Origin of the sequence: Nocardia salmonicida, from assembly GCF_036142455.1 — a bacterium.
Lineage (GTDB): Bacteria > Actinomycetota > Actinomycetes > Mycobacteriales > Mycobacteriaceae > Nocardia > Nocardia salmonicida.
The window spans coordinates 4,069,166-4,087,294 of record NZ_CP108014.1 but is presented as its reverse complement, the minus strand read 5'-3'; the positions used below and the strand labels follow the sequence as shown (position 1 = coordinate 4,087,294).

Annotated in this window: 14 protein-coding genes; 11 read left to right on the top strand and 3 right to left on the bottom strand. The window is 67.9% G+C overall.

Annotation, left to right across the window (positions count from 1 at the left end; translation table 11 throughout):
• Positions 1–31: 31 nt before the first annotated feature.
• Both OHS03_RS19230 and OHS03_RS19225 read right to left on the bottom strand, forming a co-directional pair.
• Positions 32–1,027: a class I fructose-bisphosphate aldolase gene (locus OHS03_RS19230; RefSeq protein WP_328655957.1), complete on the bottom strand. Its 996-nt coding sequence runs from the start codon at positions 1,025–1,027 to the stop codon at positions 32–34.
• A gap of 36 nt (positions 1,028–1,063) precedes the next feature.
• Positions 1,064–1,975: a LysR family transcriptional regulator gene (locus tag OHS03_RS19225; protein WP_063915455.1), complete on the bottom strand. Its 912-nt coding sequence runs from the start codon at positions 1,973–1,975 to the stop codon at positions 1,064–1,066.
• A 105-nt stretch (positions 1,976–2,080) separates the two neighbouring features.
• Here OHS03_RS19225 and OHS03_RS19220 point away from each other — a divergent pair, with 105 nt between their 5' ends.
• The 8 genes from OHS03_RS19220 to OHS03_RS19185 all read left to right on the top strand — a co-directional run bounded on the left by OHS03_RS19220 (position 2,081) and on the right by OHS03_RS19185 (position 12,552).
• Positions 2,081–3,544 carry a form I ribulose bisphosphate carboxylase large subunit gene (locus OHS03_RS19220; RefSeq protein ID WP_328655955.1) on the top strand — a complete coding sequence of 488 codons (1,464 nt, stop codon included), beginning with the start codon at positions 2,081–2,083 and terminating at the stop codon, positions 3,542–3,544.
• Between the two features lie 13 nt (positions 3,545–3,557).
• Entirely contained in the window at positions 3,558–3,983 is a 426-nt protein-coding gene (locus tag OHS03_RS19215; RefSeq protein ID WP_063004317.1) for a ribulose bisphosphate carboxylase small subunit, read from the top strand.
• A gap of 4 nt (positions 3,984–3,987) precedes the next feature.
• Positions 3,988–4,965: an AAA family ATPase gene (locus tag OHS03_RS19210; RefSeq protein ID WP_062990057.1), complete on the top strand. Its 978-nt coding sequence runs from the start codon at positions 3,988–3,990 to the stop codon at positions 4,963–4,965.
• 142 nt (positions 4,966–5,107) lie between these two features.
• Positions 5,108–7,384, top strand: a complete 2,277-nt coding sequence (locus OHS03_RS19205; RefSeq protein ID WP_328655953.1) for an FdhF/YdeP family oxidoreductase — start codon at positions 5,108–5,110, stop codon at positions 7,382–7,384.
• An 89-nt stretch (positions 7,385–7,473) separates the two neighbouring features.
• Entirely contained in the window at positions 7,474–8,337 is an 864-nt protein-coding gene (gene map, locus OHS03_RS19200) for a type I methionyl aminopeptidase (RefSeq protein ID WP_056811628.1), read from the top strand.
• Positions 8,334–9,959: a cobyric acid synthase gene (locus OHS03_RS19195; protein ID WP_328655952.1), complete on the top strand. Its 1,626-nt coding sequence runs from the start codon at positions 8,334–8,336 to the stop codon at positions 9,957–9,959. The genes map and OHS03_RS19195 overlap by 4 nt, the downstream gene beginning before the upstream one ends.
• Positions 9,960–10,165: 206 nt before the next feature.
• Complete coding sequence (locus tag OHS03_RS19190; RefSeq protein ID WP_328655949.1) at positions 10,166–11,803, top strand: AMP-binding protein; 1,638 nt, start codon at positions 10,166–10,168, stop codon at positions 11,801–11,803.
• A 185-nt stretch (positions 11,804–11,988) separates the two neighbouring features.
• Complete coding sequence (locus OHS03_RS19185) at positions 11,989–12,552, top strand: alpha/beta hydrolase (RefSeq protein WP_328655948.1); 564 nt, start codon at positions 11,989–11,991, stop codon at positions 12,550–12,552.
• A 59-nt stretch (positions 12,553–12,611) separates the two neighbouring features.
• Here the strand turns inward: OHS03_RS19185 and OHS03_RS19180 are convergent, their stop codons facing one another.
• Positions 12,612–13,634, bottom strand: a complete 1,023-nt coding sequence (locus OHS03_RS19180; protein WP_328655946.1) for an alpha/beta hydrolase — start codon at positions 13,632–13,634, stop codon at positions 12,612–12,614.
• Between the two features lie 234 nt (positions 13,635–13,868).
• Between OHS03_RS19180 and mqo the strand changes: the two genes are divergently transcribed.
• From mqo to OHS03_RS19165, 3 genes are all read left to right on the top strand, one after another.
• Positions 13,869–15,398, top strand: a complete 1,530-nt coding sequence (gene mqo, locus OHS03_RS19175) for a malate dehydrogenase (quinone) (protein ID WP_328655945.1) — start codon at positions 13,869–13,871, stop codon at positions 15,396–15,398.
• On the top strand, positions 15,395–15,835 hold the full coding sequence (locus OHS03_RS19170) for a GNAT family N-acetyltransferase (protein ID WP_063004320.1): 441 nt from the start codon (positions 15,395–15,397) through the stop codon (positions 15,833–15,835). The genes mqo and OHS03_RS19170 overlap by 4 nt, the downstream gene beginning before the upstream one ends.
• A gap of 177 nt (positions 15,836–16,012) precedes the next feature.
• Positions 16,013–18,115 carry a magnesium chelatase subunit D family protein gene (locus tag OHS03_RS19165; RefSeq protein ID WP_328664310.1) on the top strand — a complete coding sequence of 701 codons (2,103 nt, stop codon included), beginning with the start codon at positions 16,013–16,015 and terminating at the stop codon, positions 18,113–18,115.
• The last annotated feature ends 14 nt before the right edge of the window (positions 18,116–18,129 follow it).

Sequence of the window (18,129 nt, the reverse complement as noted above, 5' to 3'; positions counted from 1 at the left end):
GCCGCGCGCACCGAGTGCTCGGCAAGCCCACCTACCTGGCGTGCCCAGTGGCCTCGGCGGCGTCGCGGCAGTTTTCGAGCAGAACCTGTTGTGCTGCGCCAACTTCGGTCACTGATCCACCCCAAGTGTGCAGGGCCGCGCTCACGAGCGCGCGTCCGAAGGAGAATGTCACAGGCCACGCCCGTTCGTCGAGGGCGGCGAGTTCGCTCAGGAACTCACACACTCGCGCGGTCGGATGCCCACCGGACAGGAAGGCGATTCCCGCCACGTCGGCGGGCACCAGCTCGCGCAACACCGCGCAGGTGGCGGCTGCGACCTCGGCGGGCGGGACGGGTGCGGCGTCCAGGCCGGGGGTGACGAAGTTCGGCTTGAGCACGATGCCGGTCAGATCCACCCCGGCGTCGACGAGTTCGGTGAACACCGCGCTCAGGGCGAGGCGAGTCGCCTTCTCCGCGGCTGCGAGGTCGTGGTCACCGGTGCACAGCACCTCGGGCTCGACGATCGGGACGATGCCGTGCTGCTGACACAGCGCGGCGTAGCGGGCCAGCGCGTGCCCGTTGGCGCCGGCGGAGTAGGGGGTGATCGTGTACACGTCGAACACTGCCCGCCACTTGGCGAACGCGGCCCCGCGATCGGCGTAGGAGGCCAGCCGCGCGCCGAGTCCGTCGAGCCCTTCGGTGATCAGCGCACCACCGTGACCGGGCAGTGCGGTGGGGCCGGTGTCGACTTTGATGCCGGGCAGGACGCCGAGTTCGCGCGCCGCGATCGGGAACGGGCGCCCGTCGGCGAGATCCTGGCCGAATGTCTCGTCGCACAAAATGATTCCGCTGATCGACTCCGACAGGCCCTCGGTGGTGAGCAGCAGTTCACGATAGTCGCGACGGGCGGTCGCGCTCGCGGGAACACCCTCCTGTTCCAGGCGCGATGACATGGTTTTGATCGACTCGTCGGCGGCGAGAATGCCACGGCCGCCGCTGATGAGCTGCTGGGCGACGTCGGCGAGGGCGGTGGCGGGGAGTGTCGTCATGACCAACAGCATGGGGGCGCCCCGCACCCGCCGTCCTCACCCCTTCGGGCGAGACCGGGTGTGAAATGCGGCCGCGCCCACCTGCTCCGGATCGCACAGATGGGCCACGAACAACCGGGTCGCCGAGGTCGGTTCCGGGGTCGTGCAAACGTGCCACGGCCGATCGAGAGGTGTTCCCGCCACGCCGTAGGAGACCAGTTCCCCCGACGCCAGTTGCTCGCGCGCCGCTTCCTCGTGCACCAGCGTGACCCCGAGCCCTTCCCTCGCGGCGGCTACCGCGGCGCCCGAGGTGCCGAGGGTGAGCAGCGGCGGCGCGGCCTGCAACCGGCTCAGCAACGACAGTGCGGTATCGCGGGTGCCCGAGCCGATCCCGGTGAGCAACCAGGGCGTGGTGAGCGGGTCGCCGACCAGGCCGGGCCGTCCGACCACGAGCAGTCGGTTCGAACGCTGGGCGGCGGTGACCAGCCCGGACCCACGCGGCGGCCGACCGGCCAGGGCGATATCGAAGACGTGGTCGGCGGCGCGGGCGAACAGCTCGCCGCGCGTGAGCACCGACAGCGACAGCTCGACATGCGGATGGGCTCGGGCGAACGTGGCCATCAGCACCGGGAGCACGTACTCACTGGCCGTCGCGACGGCACCGATGCGCACCCGCCCACGGTCGGCATCGTGCACCGCCCCCGCCGCTTCGGCGAGCAGCCCGAGCAATCTGCGCACATATCCGGCGAAGATCTCGCCCGAATCCGTCGCCACGATGCCACGGCCGGACTTCCCGAACAGCCTGGTGCCCAACGCGTCTTCCAGCGCGGCGATCGCGGCCGACACCGCCGGTGGCGTCACGTGCAACGTCTCGGCCGCGGCGCGCACGCTGCCGGTCTCGTACACGGCCAGAAAGGTGCGCAGCCGACCCCAGGTGGCGGCGGCGGGCAGGTCGGGGCTGGCGAACATCGTTCAATTATGTCTTAACAATGGTCAGCAAAGATTCCATTGTCGTTGAACAGTCCTCGCCACACACTGAGAGAGCTTCGTAGGCGTGACCCGAGAGGACCGGCGATGACGATGATCGAGAACGAGGGCCCGGCGACGAAAGAGCGTTGGGATCCGGGTGTACAGAGTTACGCCGGAATGGGTTACTGGAACCCCGATTACGTTCCCAAGGACACCGACGTTCTCGCCGTCTTCCGCGTCACCCCGCAGGACGGCGTCGACCCCATCGAGGCCGCGGCCGCCGTCGCGGGCGAATCGTCCACCGCCACCTGGACTGTCGTGTGGACCGACCGTCTCACGGCCAACAGCCACTACCAGGCCAAGGCGTACCAGGTCGACGAAGTTCCCGGCAGGCCCGGCGAGTACTTCGCCTACATCGCCTACGACATCGACCTTTTCGAGGAAGGCTCCATCGCGAACCTGACCTCCTCGATCATCGGCAACGTCTTCGGATTCAAGCCGCTCAAGGCCCTGCGCCTGGAAGACATGCGCATCCCTGTCGCCTACACCAAGACCTTCCAGGGCCCTGCCCATGGCATCGTCATGGAACGGGAGATGCTCAACAAGTACGGTCGTCCGCTGCTCGGCGCCACCATCAAGCCCAAGCTGGGCCTGTCGGCCCGCAACTACGGGCGCGTGGTCTACGAGGCCTGTCGCGGCGGCCTCGACTTCACCAAGGACGACGAGAACATCAACTCCCAGCCCTTCATGCGCTGGCGTGACCGCTTCCTCTACGCGATGGAGGGGGTGAACCGGGCGATGGCCGAAACCGGCGAGATCAAGGGCCATTACCTCAATGTCACCGCCGGAACCATGGAGGAGATGTACCGGCGGGCCAACTTCGCCAAAGAGATCGGCAGCGTGGTGGTGATGATCGACCTCACCATCGGCTATACCGCCATCCAGTCCATGGCGCACTGGGCCCGCGAGAACGGGCTGCTGCTGCACCTGCACCGGGCCGGGCACTCCACCTACACGCGGCAGAAGACCCACGGCGTGAGTTTCCGGGTGATCGCGAAGTGGTCGCGGCTGATGGGCGTGGACCACGTCCACGCGGGCACTGTCGTCGGCAAGCTCGAGGGCGACCCGGCCACCACCCGTGGCTTCTACGACACGTTGCGCGACAACGATGTTCCCCGCAATCTCGGCAACGGGATCTTCTTCGATCAGGACTGGATCTCGATGCCCGGCGTCATGCCGGTTGCCTCCGGCGGCATCCACGCCGGCCAGATGCACCAGCTCCTCGACCTGTTCGGCGACGACGTGATCCTGCAGTTCGGTGGCGGCACCATCGGACACCCCTACGGCATCGCCGCGGGCGCCGAGGCCAACCGGGTCGCGCTCGAGGCCATGGTCAAGGCGCGCAACGAAGGTCGCGATCTGCTGCTCGAGGGGCCCGGCGTGCTGCGCAACGCCGCCAAGCACTGTGCGCCGCTGCAGGCCGCGCTCGATACCTGGGGCGACATCACCTTCGACTACACCAGCACCGACGCGCCCGATGTGGCGGCGACTCCGGTGCCCTCGATCTGACAAGGAGCACCTGATGAAACTGCGCTACGGAACCTTCTCCTACCTGCCCGACCTCACCGACGACGAGATCGCGGCCCAGGTGAAGTACGCCCTCGATCACGGCTGGCCGGTCTCGCTGGAGTACACCGACGACCCGCACCCCCGCAATGTGTACTGGGAGATGTGGGGGCTGCCGATGTTCGACCTGGCCGAACCCGACGGCGTGCTCGCCCAGCTCGCGGATTGCCGGGCCACCTTCCCGCAGCACTACATCCGGCTGCTGGCCTACGACGCGGCCCTGGGCAGGCAGTCCACCGCGATGTCGTTCCTCGTCCAGCGACCGGCGCACGAGCCCGGCTTCCTGCTCGAACGCGTCGAGGGCCCCGACCGCACCCAGCGGTATTCGGTGAAGTCCTACGCCACCGCCCGTCCGTCCGGCGATCGGTACGCGGGCGAGTGAACTGATGGACACACCAAAGGGATTCGGGTTCCACCGGCCGTCGGCAGGCGGTTCGGCGCAGACCACGGCAGTCGAGGACCAGACGCACGAGCCTGCGATTCTGGGCGACGACGAGGTGCTCGATCTCTCGGCCGACGAGGCCGCGGCCAGGGTGAGCGATACCCTGGCCGCACTCGACGCCGAGCTGGTCGGCTTGGCCGCGGTCAAGCGCCGGGTCCGCGAGATCGCCTCGCTGCTCCAGGTCGACCGGGCGCGCCGCCGGTTCGGGCTCACCACCACGCGACCCACGTTGCACATGAGCTTCACCGGCGGTCCCGGCACCGGCAAGACCACGGTCGCGCTGCGGATGGCGGCGATCCTGCACGCGCTCGACTACATCAGGGCGCCGCGCGTGCACACCGTCACCCGCGACGACCTGGTCGGCCAGTTCATCGGCCACACCGCGCCCAAGACCAAGGAGGCCATCGCCCGCGCGGCCGGGGGAGTGCTGTTCATCGACGAGGCCTACTACCTGTTCCGGCCGGAGAACGAGCGCGACTACGGGCAGGAGGTCATCGAGATCCTGCTCACCGAGATGGAGAACGAGCGCGGCGATCTGGTGGTGATCTTCGCCGGCTACCCCGACCGGATGGCGACGTTCTTCGCCGCCAATCCGGGCCTGAGTTCCCGGGTGCCGCACCATCTCACGTTCGCCGACTACGACCACGCGGAGCTGACCCAGATCGCGGGCCTGATGGTGGAGTCGGAAGGATTCGCCTTCGACGACGACGCGCACAAGGCGTTCGCCGAGTACCTCACGCTGCGCATGGAGCAGCCCCGGTTCTCCAACGCGCGCAGCGTGCGCAACGCGATCGAACGCTGCCGGCTGCGGCAGGCTCGCAGGCTGGTCGCGCTCGACCGGCCACTGGGCAAGTCCGACCTCATCACGCTCACCGCCGAGGACGTCTACGGCAGCAGCGTCTTCGAGCCGGCACAGGACTGAGTCACACGCGCGGCGGAAAGCCCGATCACCGAGGTCTATCAGGTGATCGGGCTTTCCGCTTTGACAAGGGTGGACAATGTGAGAAGCCTTTTGTCGGATATGCCGAACGCGCGGTGCCGCAGACCTGAAAAGAAGCTGACACATGACCTCGATCGAGGACCCGGAAGATGATCTGAGCGTGACCCCGCCCAAGACCTGGGCGGTCGGCGTTCCGGCGGTGGCGCACGCGATCGAGTACTCGCTGTCGCAGAACTCCCCGGTTCGCACCGCGCTCACCTTGCTGAACATCAATCAGACCGACGGCTTCGACTGTCCCGGTTGTGCGTGGCCCGAGCCGAAACACCGGCACCGCAACGAGTACTGCGAAAACGGTGCCAAGCACATCAACGACGAGGCCACCACGCGCCGGGTCACCAGGCAGTTCTTCGCCGAGCATCCCGTCGCCGAGCTCGACACCATGTCCGATTACTGGCTCAACCAGCAGGGCAGGCTCACCGAGCCGATGGTGAAGCGTCCCGGCGCCACCCACTACGAGCCCATCGACTGGGACGACGCCTTCGACCTGATGGCACGCGAGCTGCGCGGCCTCACCACCCCCGACGAGGCCCTGTTCTACACCTCGGGGCGACTCAACAACGAGGCCGCGTTCCTGCTGCAACTGTTCGCCCGCTCCTACGGCACCAACAACCTGCCCGACTGCTCGAACCTGTGCCACGAGTCGAGCGGTTCCGCGCTGAACCAGACCATCGGCGTCGGCAAGGGCACTGTGTCGCTCGACGACATCTACGAAGCCGACCTGATCTTCGTCGTCGGCCAGAACCCCGGCACGAACCATCCGCGCATGCTGACGGCGTTGGAACAGACCAAGCGCAACGGCGGCAAGATCGTGGCGGTGAACCCGCTGCCCGAGGCCGGGCTTATCCGGTTCAAGAACCCGCAGAAGGCGCGCGGGGTGATCGGACGCGGCACCGAGATCGCCGACATCTTCCTCAAGATCCGCCCCGGCGGCGACCTCGCCCTGTTCCAGATGCTGAACAAACTGCTCCTCGATGCCGAGGACGCGGCGCCGGGCACGGTGCTCGACCACGAGTTCATCGCCGCGCACACCACCGGCTTCGACGCCTTCGCCGAGCACGCGAGGACGCTGAGCTGGGAGCACGCGCTCACCGCGACCGGACTGGCGCGCGCGGAGATCGAAGCCGTCCACCAGCAGGTGCTCGCCAGCAAGAAGATCATCGTGTGCTGGGCGATGGGTCTGACCCAGCACAAGCACGGCGTGCCGACCATCCGCGAGATCGTCGACTTCCAGCTGCTGCGGGGCAACCTCGGGCGTCCGGGGGCGGGGGTGTGTCCGGTCCGTGGGCACAGCAATGTTCAGGGCGACCGCACCATGGGCATCTGGGAGCGGATGCCGCAGTCGTTCCTGGACGCGCTCGGCAAGGAGTTCGACTTCACCCCGACCACGGCCCACGGGCTGGACGCGGTCGGTTCCATCCGTGCCATGCGCGACGGCAAAGCGAAGGTATTCGTCGGTGTCGCAGGCAATTTCGTGCGGGCTACGCCCGACAGCACGGTCACCGAGGCGGCCCTTCGGCAGTGCTCGCTGACCGTGCAGATCTCCACCAAACTCAACCGCTCCCACACGGTCTGCGGCGAGACCGCACTGATCCTGCCCACGCTGGGCCGCAGCGATCGCGATATCCAGGCCACCGGCGAGCAGTTCTGCACGGTCGAGGATTCGATGAGCCAGGTGCGCACGTCGCGGGGGCGGCTCGACCCGGCCGCACCGGACCTGCTGAGCGAGGTCGCGATCATCTCCCGGCTGGCGCGCAGCACGCTGGGGGCGGAGTCCACGATTCCGTGGGAGGAATTCGTCGCCGACTACAGCACCGTGCGCGACCGAATCTCGCGGGTCGTGCCCGGCTTCGAGAACTTCGACGAACGGGTCACCGCGCCGGGCGGGATGCTGCTGGTCAATCCGGTCAACAAGGGCATCTACCGCACCGCGAGCGGTAAGGCCGAGTTCACCCGCAACGACTTCGACATGATCGACGCGCCGCCGGGATACCTTGTGCTGCAATCACTGCGGTCCCACGATCAGTGGAACACCATTCCGTACGCGGGCAACGATCGCTACCGGGGCATCCACAACGCCCGACGGGTGGTGATGGTCAACCCCGACGACCTCGCCGAGCGGGGGATCGCCGACGGTGCGCTGGTCGACATCGTGAGCATCTGGCACGACGGCACCGAGCGGCGGGCGGAGAAATTCGTCGCCGTGGGATATCCGGCCAGTCGTGGTTCGGCGGCCGCCTACTACCCGGAGACCAATGTGCTGGTTCCGCTCGACAGCGTGGCCGACGTCAGCAACACGCCGACGTCGAAGGGCATCATCGTCCGGTTGGAGCCTGTGGCCTGACGCACAGCGCATCCCCGGCGTCGCGGAATGCCCGCCGAGTGCACGGGCGGTGACGCACGGAGATCTGCGGGCATAGATACACTGCCCTTATGTCCGTGCGTACCCGCCAGCCACTAGTTCCCGGCACCCAGTCGCCGATCCGGGAAGTTCCCCGCTCCATCGAGCGGCCCGAATACGTCTGGAAGAAGACCGCGAACGAGGGCAACGAGCCCTGGGTGCAGACCGCCGAGACCATCGAGAAGATGCGGATCGCGGGCAAGATCGCGGCGCAGGCGCTCGAAGAGGCGGGCAAGGCCGTGGTGCCCGGCGTCACCACCGACGAGCTCGACCGGATCGCCCACGAGTACATGTGCGACCACGGCGCCTACCCCTCCACGCTGGGCTACAAGGGTTTTCCCAAGTCCTGCTGCACCTCGCTCAACGAGGTCATCTGCCACGGCATCCCCGATTCCACGGTGGTCGAAGACGGTGACATCGTCAATATCGACGTCACCGCCTTCATCCACGGCGTGCACGGCGACACCAACAAGACCTTCCTGGCCGGCGATGTCGACGAGGAGGTGCGCCTGCTCGTGGAGCGCACCGAAGAGGCCACCAACCGGGCGATCAAGGCGGTCAAGCCGGGTCGCGCCCTGAATGTGGTCGGCCGCGTCATCGAGGCCTACGCCAACCGCTTCGGCTACGGCGTGGTGCGCGACTTCACCGGCCACGGCGTCGGCCCCACCTTCCACAGCGGCCTGGTGGTGCTGCACTACGACCAGCCCAACATCGAGTCGGTGATCGAGCCCGGCATGACCTTCACGATCGAGCCGATGATCAACCTCGGCGGCATCGACTACGACATCTGGGACGACGGCTGGACCGTGGTCACCCAGGACCGCAAGTGGACCGCTCAGTTCGAGCACACACTGGTCGTCACCGAGACAGGCGCGGAAATCCTGACCCTGCCGTGACTCCGGCGGGCGCTCGCGCTGACGAGGCCGGCGTAGCGCCGCGCGGGGCGCTGCTCATCGCGGGTACCACCTCCGACGCCGGGAAAAGCGTTGTGGTGGCGGGTATCTGCCGCATGCTGGCCCGGCGTGGGGTGCGGGTGGCGCCGTTCAAGGCGCAGAACATGTCGAACAACTCGGTCGTCACGCTCGACGGCGGAGAGATCGGGCGTGCGCAGGCGTTGCAGGCGCGGGCGTGTGGGCTGGAGCCGAGCGTGCGGTTCAATCCGGTGCTGTTGAAGCCCGGTAGTGATCGCCGTTCGCAGTTGGTGGTTCGCGGCAAGGCTGTCGGCACTGTCGGCGCGCGTGACTACTTCACTCGACGGCAGGAGTTGCGCGAAGTCGTCGCGGCCGAATTGGCCTCGTTACGTGACGAATTCGACGTGGTGATCTGTGAGGGGGCGGGCTCACCGGCCGAAATCAATCTCCGGGCCACCGATCTCGCGAACATGGGATTGGCGCGCGCCGCCGAGATCCCGGTCCTGGTGGTCGGCGATATCGATCGCGGCGGCGTCCTCGCTCACCTGTTCGGCACCGTCGCGGTCCTGGAACCCGAAGACCAGCAACTGATCTCGGGCTTCATCATCAACAAGTTCCGCGGCGACGTGTCCCTGCTGCAACCCGGCTTGGACCAGCTCGCCACCCTGACCGGCCGCCCCACCCTCGGCGTCCTCCCGTTCGCCGAGGACCTCTGGCTCGACGCCGAAGACTCCCTCGGCACCATCTCCGGTGCCCCGGTGGGCCGACCCGGCCCGCCCCACGGCGCCGATTGGCTCACCGTGGCCGCCATCCGCCTGCCTCGCATCTCCAACTCCACCGACATCGAAGCCCTCGCCTGTGAACCCGGCGTAGCTGTTCGCTGGGCTGACAGTCCCCACCAACTGGCCACCGCCGACCTTGTCGTCGTGCCGGGTTCGAAGGCGACCATCTCGGATCTGGAGTGGTTGCGCGCCAACGGGATAGGTGAAGCCCTCCGGTCCCGCGCCGCGGCGGGTCGTCCCATCCTCGGCATCTGCGGCGGCTACCAGATGCTCGGCCGACGCATCGTCGACGGCGTCGAGCACAGGGCCGCGCAATCACCGGCGCCCACGGCGACACCCGATCACATCGGTATTGAATCCCTGGCGACCAGGCGGCCAACGGTCGCGGACGGCCTCGGCCTTCTCGAACTCGACATCGAATTCGCGGACCCCAAGATCGCCCGTCAGGTGACCGGCGCGGCGGGCTCGATTCCCGTGCACGGCTACGAGATCCATCACGGCAGGGTGACCCACACCGCCGACCCCGCCTGGCTGACCATCGAGGGCGACGATGAAGGCAGCGCGCGAGCAGCGATCTGGGGCACCCACGTCCACGGACTCCTCGAATCCGACGGGTTCCGTCGCACCTGGCTCACCGAAGTCGCCGCCCGAGCCGGACGCACCGGCTTCACCGTCGCCCCCGACACCTCGGTGGCGGCCGTCAGGTCCGCGCAACTCGACCTTCTCGCCGACCTCGTCGAGCAACACGTCGACCTCGCGGCGCTGGATCGGCTGATCCGCGACGGCGCCCCGGCCGGCATCCCGGTCATCCGAACCTCCCGGTGATCCTGGCGCCGGTAGCTGCGGACGCGGCGCCGTCGTGCCGGGTATGCCGATACGGCACCACTGTTTTGTAACCTGTTCTACCATTGGCGGCACCGATTGCTGGAGTCCAGGACGAGCTCATGCAGGACTGATTATGTCAGCTTCGGCCAGGAAGTAGAACGTGTTCACGGTGGTGTAGTCGATGCCGATGGTCTACGGGAGTGATTGTGCAGTTCAATCTGGCGGATGTCTTCGAAACGGTGGCCGCGGCCGTTCCCGACCGTGTCGCGCTGACCTATGAGGGTGAGAACGTCACCTACGCCCAGCTCGACGGCGAGGCGAACAAGGTGGCGGCGATGCTGTCGCAGGCGGGCATCGGGGAGGGCGACCATGTCTCGTTGTTCCTCAAGAACAGCGTCGAGCACGTCCATTCCCTCCTCGGCCTGATCAAGATCCGCGCGGTGCCGATCAACGTCAACTACCGCTACACGCCCGCCGAACTCGAGTACATCTTCACGAATTCGGACTCGGTCGCCGTCCTCGTCGAACTGCCGGAGCACCAGCGAACGCTGGCGGAGCTCCTCGCGGCATGCCCGCTGGTCCGCACGGTGATCGTGATCGGTGAGCTCGACGACGAGCTGCGCGCCGCGGCGGCCGCTCGATCCGTCGCCGTGTTTTCCTTCGCTGAGCACGAAACGCTCTCTGCCGCAGTGGAGTTCACGCCTCGTACGGGAGACGAGCTGTACGTGCTCTACACCGGTGGCACCACCGGATACCCGAAGGGCGTGATGTGGCGCCACGACGACTTCTTCCGCAAGCCGCTCTCCGGCGGAAATCCCTACGGCACCGACCCGCGCGCCGACCTCGCCGAGATCGCCGCCGCCGCGAAGGAGTTTCCGGAGCTGTCCTTCTTGGTAGCCGCGCCGCTCATGCACGGAGCGGCCCTGTATTCGCTGTTCACGTTCTTCACTCTCGGCGCCCGCGTGGTGCTCATGCGCGACTTCGACTCGCAACGCGTTGTCGAGGCGATCGAGCGGGAGCGGATCCAAGTGATCCTCATCGTCGGCGATGGCATGGGGCTACCGCTGGTCGACGAGATGGAACGCCGTCAGGGCCAGATCGACCTGAGCTCGCTGTTCTCGATCACCTCCGGTGGCGCGATCTGGTCGGTCGGGGTGCGCGAACGGATGTTGGCGGTCAAGCCGGATCTGCTGCTGCGGGACAACTTCGGTGCCTCCGAATCCGGCAACGACGGCGCCTTCACCGTCGACGAGCAGGGCAACCTGCGCATGCCGTCGTCATCGACGATGCTGCTCGTCGACGAGGACCTCGCCGACATCGCGCCGGGCAGCGACCAGATCGGGTACATCGCCCGCGTCGGCAACGTTCCGCTCGGCTACTACAAGGACGAGGACAAGTCCGCCCGCACCTTCCGCACCCGCGTCGACGGCACGCGGATGTCGATCCTCGGTGACATGGGGCGCGTCGAAGCCGACGGCACCATCGTGTTCCTCGGGCGTGGTTCGCAATGCATCAATACCGGCGGCGAGAAGGTATTCGCCGAAGAGGTCGAGGCGGTGCTACACGCCCACCCGTCGATCGCTGACGCGCTCGTCGTCCCGGTACCCGACGAGCGCATGGGGCAGAAGGTGGCCGCTGTCATCGCCACCTACCCGGACGCGCCGACACTGACGCTGGACGACGTCCAGCAGCACTGCCGAACGTCGTTGGCGGGATACAAACTGCCGCGCGCGATGAAGACCGTCGTCGAGATCAAGCGAACCCCTGCCGGCAAAGCCGACTACCGGTGGGCCACCGAGGTCGCGCGTGGTCAGGCGCACATCGGAAGCGAGGCGTCCGGGTGACGCGTGCTCGCGCGGATCACCCGCTGTGCGGCCGGTCTCCTCACAGCGGTGGGGTCGGCGTTGTGACAGGTTTGGCAATTTCGGCATCGCGGACAGTGAAAGCCCAGTACACGGGGGTGTGGCGATCGGCAGGGAGCGTCGGAACCGTCGGCGTAGTTCAGCCCGGCCGTGTACCGTAACCCGGCATGAAATCTCGGCAGATCACGGTCGGTGACAAGGCCAGGACGGTGCGGGTCGACGGACCCTCCTCGCGGCACAATGTGCTGCTGCTTCCCGATGCGGACGACCCTGCCGACGTGTTCGACACGGTGTGCACGCGGCTGCACGAGTCCGATTTGCAGACCATCGTCGTCGAGTCGACCGAGGGGCTCGACCCGGCGGGCGTGCTCACGATTCTCGACGAACTCGACCTGCCCTACGTGAACGTCGCGGGGCGTGGGTCGGGCGCGGAGTTGGCCTGGCGGGTGTGCGCAGGCCGGTTCGGGCGGTTCATGAGCCTGGTAGTCGCCGATCACGGACACCCGGCTGTTCCCGACGCCGACGGCCGCGTCCCCGACGCGTCCTGTCCGCCGCTGGAGCTGCCCGTCACCATGCTGGTCACCAAGAGCCTGCCCCGGGCCACCGCCGACGCCTCCGGCCGCTATGTCTACGGCGAATTCCGGGTCGTCCCACTGGAAGTCCACAACATCGCCACCGAAGCCGGCCACGAATTCGCCACCGAAATCGTCCTGCGCACCAGCCTCTGGTAGGCGCCGACCGAGATCACCGGGCTCTGACGTGGTGCGTCAGAGCCCGGTGTCGGTCCGGATCAGGACTTGCGGTAGGCCGCCAACCAGTCGAGCCAGTTGTCGGTTTCCTGGAATGCGTTGGCGCGCACAGCTTCCGAGGACAGGAACACGTCGTGGCGAGCGCCGTCGATCGGGACGATCGAGGTGCGTTCGCCCAGGCAGCCCGCCCAGCGCTGGATCTGCTTCACATCGAGCACGGCATCGGCCACGTCGACGGCGGGGGAGTGCTCGCGGGCGAACTTGGTGATCCGCGAGCGCAGGATGAGCGCGGGTACGCCGATGGTCAAGCCTTGATGCAGCCGCGCGTGTCCTCGGCGGACGGCCCGCAGCCAACCCAGCCGCACCGGTTCACCACTGAGTGGCTTCCAGTCCAGGTTGTAATCCCACTCGCCCGAGCGGCTGGTGTGCAGGCTGTCACCGTAAGCGGTGTTGATGCCCGCGGGCAGCTGGGCGAAGGCACGGAACCGGCCGACCGTGTTGATCACCGGAGTGCCGATCGTGCGGTAGAAGGACGGCCCCTGCAGGTCGAACCAGGGACTGTTGAGCACGACGCCGACAACACCCGCCGCCGCGCTGCCACCGGCCGCCTCGAGCCGATCCAGCCACAGCGGCACGATCAATCCGCCGGTCGAATGCGCGACGATCAGCACATCGTTGCCGGTCTCCTCGCGCGCGATCCGCAGCGCCTCGTTGAGCTCGTCGTCGTAGAACGCCAGGTCGCTGATGTAGTGCGCGCTCTGTCCCTCTCGCCGCGACCGACCACATTTGCGCAGGTCCAGAGCATAGAAGCGGTGTCCGCGGGCCGCGAAGTGCTCGGCCAAGTGCTCTTGGAAGAAGTAGTCGGTGAACCCGTGCACGTAGAGCACGGTCGGCTCGACCGCCGGCGCCGCGGCATCGGGCTGGTAGCGCACGAGCGTGGCCACCACTTCGCCCTCACCGTCGGGGTCGATCCCGAGCGGAAGGGTCCGCTGTTGATAGGCGGTGCCGAGAACATCGGGTTGCCACTGCTCGTCGGTGCGATCGGCGAGGGTTTCGTTCGTCACACTGCTCAATCTATCGCGCGGTCATGGTGACGTGCAGGCTTGGTTTTCATCACATTCGTGAGGTCCGTTGCAGAACTGTGCTCAGGTGAGGTGCACAATTGGCAGAAGGTGAACGACGGGTAACCTACCTCCCGGCGATTCACCGCGAGTCGCATCAACACCGCCAAAGCGCCCGCGCCAAGCGAACTCACCCGCCGGTGGGTAGCTGAGAAGGACAAGGAAGTCGATCTACCCGTGCCGAACGCTGCGAAGAGTGAAAAGACCGATGTAGTTCTCATCGGCGCAGGCATCATGAGTGCCACGCTGGGCGCGCTGCTGCGGCAGCTGCAGCCGGATTGGACGATCTCGGTGTTCGAGCGGCTCGACGCCGCCGCCGCGGAGAGCAGCGACCCGTGGAACAACGCGGGTACCGGCCACTCGGCGCTGTGCGAGCTCAACTACAGCCCGCAGAACGCCGACGGCTCGGTCGACGTGAGCAAGGCCGTCGACATCAACGAGCGCTTCCAGGTCTCGCGCCAGTTCTGGGCCTCCGCCGTCGACACCGGCGTGCTGGACGACCCCGCGGGCTTCATCAACCCCATCCCGCACGTCAGCTTCGTGCACGGCGCCGACAACGTCGAGTACCTGCGCAAGCGCCACGAGGCGCTGTCGCCGCACCCGCTGTTCCGCGGCATGGAGTTCATCGACGCCCCCGACGAGTTCGCCGCGCGCCTGCCGCTGATGGCCAAGGGTCGCGATTTCAGCGACCCGATCGCGCTGAACTGGTCCGACGGCGGCACCGATATCGACTTCGGCGCGCTCACCAAGCAGCTGCTCGCCTACATCGGCTACTCCGGCGGCGAGATCGCCTTCGGCACCGAGGTCCGCAACCTCGACAAGCAGTCCGACGGTTCCTGGAACGTCACCGTCCGCAACCTGCGCACCTACCAGTCGCGCACCATCAACGCGAAGTTCGTCTTCGTCGGCGCCGGTGGTGCCGCGCTGCCGCTGCTGCAGAAGGCAGGCATCAAGGAAGCCAAGGGCTTCGGTGGCTTCCCGATCAGCGGCCAGTTCCTGCGCTCCACCAACCCCGAGCTGATCGCCGAGCACGAGGCCAAGGTCTACGGCAAGGCCGCCGTCGGCGCCCCGCCCATGTCGGTGCCGCACCTCGACACCCGCGTCATCAACGGCCAGAAGGGCCTGCTGTTCGGCCCCTACGCCGGCTGGACCCCCAAGTTCCTCAAGGACGGCTCCAACGCCGACCTGTTCAAGTCGATCAAGCCCAACAACATCGGCTCGCTAGTGGGCGTCGGTCTCACCGAGCTGGGCCTGACCAAGTACCTGGTCGAGGAGCTGCTCAAGTCGCAGAACGGCAAGATCGGCGTGCTCGGCGAGTTCCTGCCGCGCGCGCAGGGCCGCGACTGGGAGCTGATCACCGCCGGTCAGCGTGTGCAGGTCATCCGCCGGAAGGGCGTCGGTGGTGTGCTCGAGTTCGGCACCGCCGTCATCTCGGCCGAGGACGGCTCCATCGCCGGTCTGCTCGGCGCGTCGCCGGGTGCGTCGACCTGCGTCACCGCCATGCTCGACGTGATGCAGCGTTGCTTCCCGGAGCAGTACACGGGCTGGACGCCGCAGCTGCAGCAGATGATCCCCTCGCTCGGACAGAAGCTGTCGGAGAACCAGGCCCTGTTCCAGGAAGTGTGGGACTGGACCAGCAAGTCGCTGAAGCTGGACCGCACCAACGCGCCTACGCAGGAGCACGTCGTGAGCTTCGCGCAGGTGTGAACGTCGAGCTGAGACGGTCGTGGGCGGCGGATCTCGACGCCGCCACCCTCTACCGGCTGTTGCGACTTCGCGTGGACGTTTTCGTCGTCGAGCAGGAATGCGCCTATCCGGAGCTGGACGGTCGCGACCTGCTGCCGACCACCCGGCATCTGTGGCTCGATGACGGCTCCGTGCTCGGCACCCTGCGCCTGCTCGAGGAGTTCGTCGACGGGGTGCGGAGCTATCGCATCGGCCGGGTGTGCGTCGCGCCGTCTGCGCGCAAACACGGGTACACCACCCGTCTGATGCAGGCCGCGCTGGCTGAAACCGGTTCGGCCACTGTGCGATTGGATGCTCAGGCGCACCTGGTCGGCATGTACGCGAAGTTCGGTTTCGCCGTCGACGGGCCGGAATACGACGAGGACGGGATTCTGCACGTGCCGATGCGGCGCGGCTGACGCGGTTCACCCGTGGCGTCCTCGGATTTCGCCGGTTTCGAGCAGGTCGACGGTGGCGTCGGGCTTCGGCTCCCCGGCCCGTCGATGCCCGGGGGGCTGCCGGGATCGCCGCGCGCATAGAGTTGGGGCGTGCCTGGTTTTGCTGATGTTGCCGCTGGTCCGCATACCGCCGCGCGCGTGGCGGGTGAGGCGGGGTTCCCGTTCTCCGCTGTGGTGGGGCAGGAGCGGCTGCAGCTGGCGTTGATCTTGTCGGCCGTGCACCCCGGAATCGGTGGGGTGCTCGTGCGCGGCGAGAAGGGCACCGCGAAGTCGACCGTGGTGCGCGCGCTGGCGCAGTTGCTGCCGCCTGTGGTCGACGAGACCGGAGCGCGGCCCGCGCGGCTGGTGGAGTTGCCGGTGGGCGCCACCGAGGACCGGGTGGTCGGCTCGCTGGATCTCGAGCGAGTGCTGCGGGACGGGGAACAGGCGTTCCGGCCCGGGTTGCTGGCCGCGGCCCACCACGGCGTGCTCTACGTGGACGAAGTGAACCTGCTGCACGACCATCTGGTGGACGTGCTGCTCGACGCGGCGGCGATGGGCCGGGTGCACGTCGAGCGTGACGGTGTCTCGCACTCGCACGAGGCGCGATTCGTTCTCGTCGGGACGATGAACCCCGAAGAGGGGGAGTTGCGGCCACAGCTGCTCGACCGGTTCGGGCTCACTGTCGACGTGGCGGCCTCGCGCGAGGTCGACGTGCGGATGGCGGTGGTGCGCCGTCGCCTGGATTACGAGGCCGACCCCGCCGGGTTCGCCGCCCGCTATGTCGACGCCGATCAGGTTGTGGCCGAACGCATTCTGACCGCGCGGGATCGGTTGCCCGAGGTCACGCTGGACAATTCCGAGCTGCGGCGGATCGCGGCGCTGTGCGCGTCGTTCGATGTCGACGGGATGCGCGCCGACCTGGTGGTCGCCAGGACCGCGACCGCGCACGCGGCGTGGCGCGGCCGAGATCGGGTCACCGAGGACGATGTGCGGATCGCCGCGGAACTCGCGTTGCCGCATCGTCGTCGGCGGGATCCGTTCGACGAGCCGGGGATCAGCGAGCAGCAGCTCGACGACGCGATGGAGGCGGCGGCGGCTGAAGTCGAAAAGGCATCGGGGGAAGAGGAATTCGACGGTCCGCGCGGATCGGGCGACGGCGGCGAGGACGAACTCCAGGCTGACGGTGGTGACTCGGCTCGCCCGGAGGGTGTCGACCCTCAGGACGACGAGCGGTCGCGGGGCACCGGTCGCGAAGGCGGTCCCGACGATGGTCCCGATGACGGTGGCCCGGACGACGGGGGTCCCGGCGGTGGTGGTCCCCACGATCAGGGGCCTGACGGCGGACCGAGCGGTGGTGGTTCCGGCGGCGACCGGTCGGACAGCTCCAGCCAGGACGATCCAGGCAACGGCTCGCGACCCGGGCCCGAAAAGCTGTCGGGCACACCGACTTCGGCGGCGAAGCCCGCGCCGCGCTGGGAGGTCCCCGGTATCGGCGAAGGTGCCCCCGGTCGACGTTCACGCGCCAGGACCCGAACCGGCCGGACTGTTCGTCCCGACGTCGACCCCTCGACCGGCCTGCACCTGCTCGGCACGGTCTTCGCGGCCGCGCCGAAACAGGTCGAACGCGGCAGGCTCCAAGGCCCGCTCGCCCTGGAAGCCGAAGACCTGCGCGGCGCGTATCGCGAAGGCCGAGAAGGCAATCTGGTCGTTTTCGTCGTCGACGCGTCCGGCTCGATGGCCGCGCGCGACCGCCTCACCGCCGTGACCGGCGCCATCGTCACCCTGCTGCGTGACGCCTACCAGCGCCGCGACAAGGTGGCCGTGATCAGCGTCCGCGGCAGCGAAGCCGAACTCGTCCTGCCGCCCACCTCCTCGGTCGACATCGCGGTCCGCCGCTTGGCCGGGATGCGCACCGGCGGCAAAACGCCACTCGCCGCAGGGCTGCTGAAGGCCCGCGAGGTGATCGCCCGCGAACACGTCCGTGATCCGCGCCGACGCCCCATGCTGGTGCTGCTCACCGACGGCCGCGCCACCGGCGGCACCGACCCCCTCCCGCGCGCCCGCACCGCTGCCAGGGTGCTGGCCGCCGAAGGCCACACCGCCATGGTCATCGACTGTGAACGCGGCATGATCCGCCTCGGCCTTGCCGCCGAACTGGCGCGCGACCTGCGCGCCCGCTACCTGCGCTTGAACGAACTCACCGGTGAGACCGTCGCCGACGTGGTCCGCGCCACCGGCTCGCCCGCCCGCGCGGCGTAAAGCCGCCACGCCCC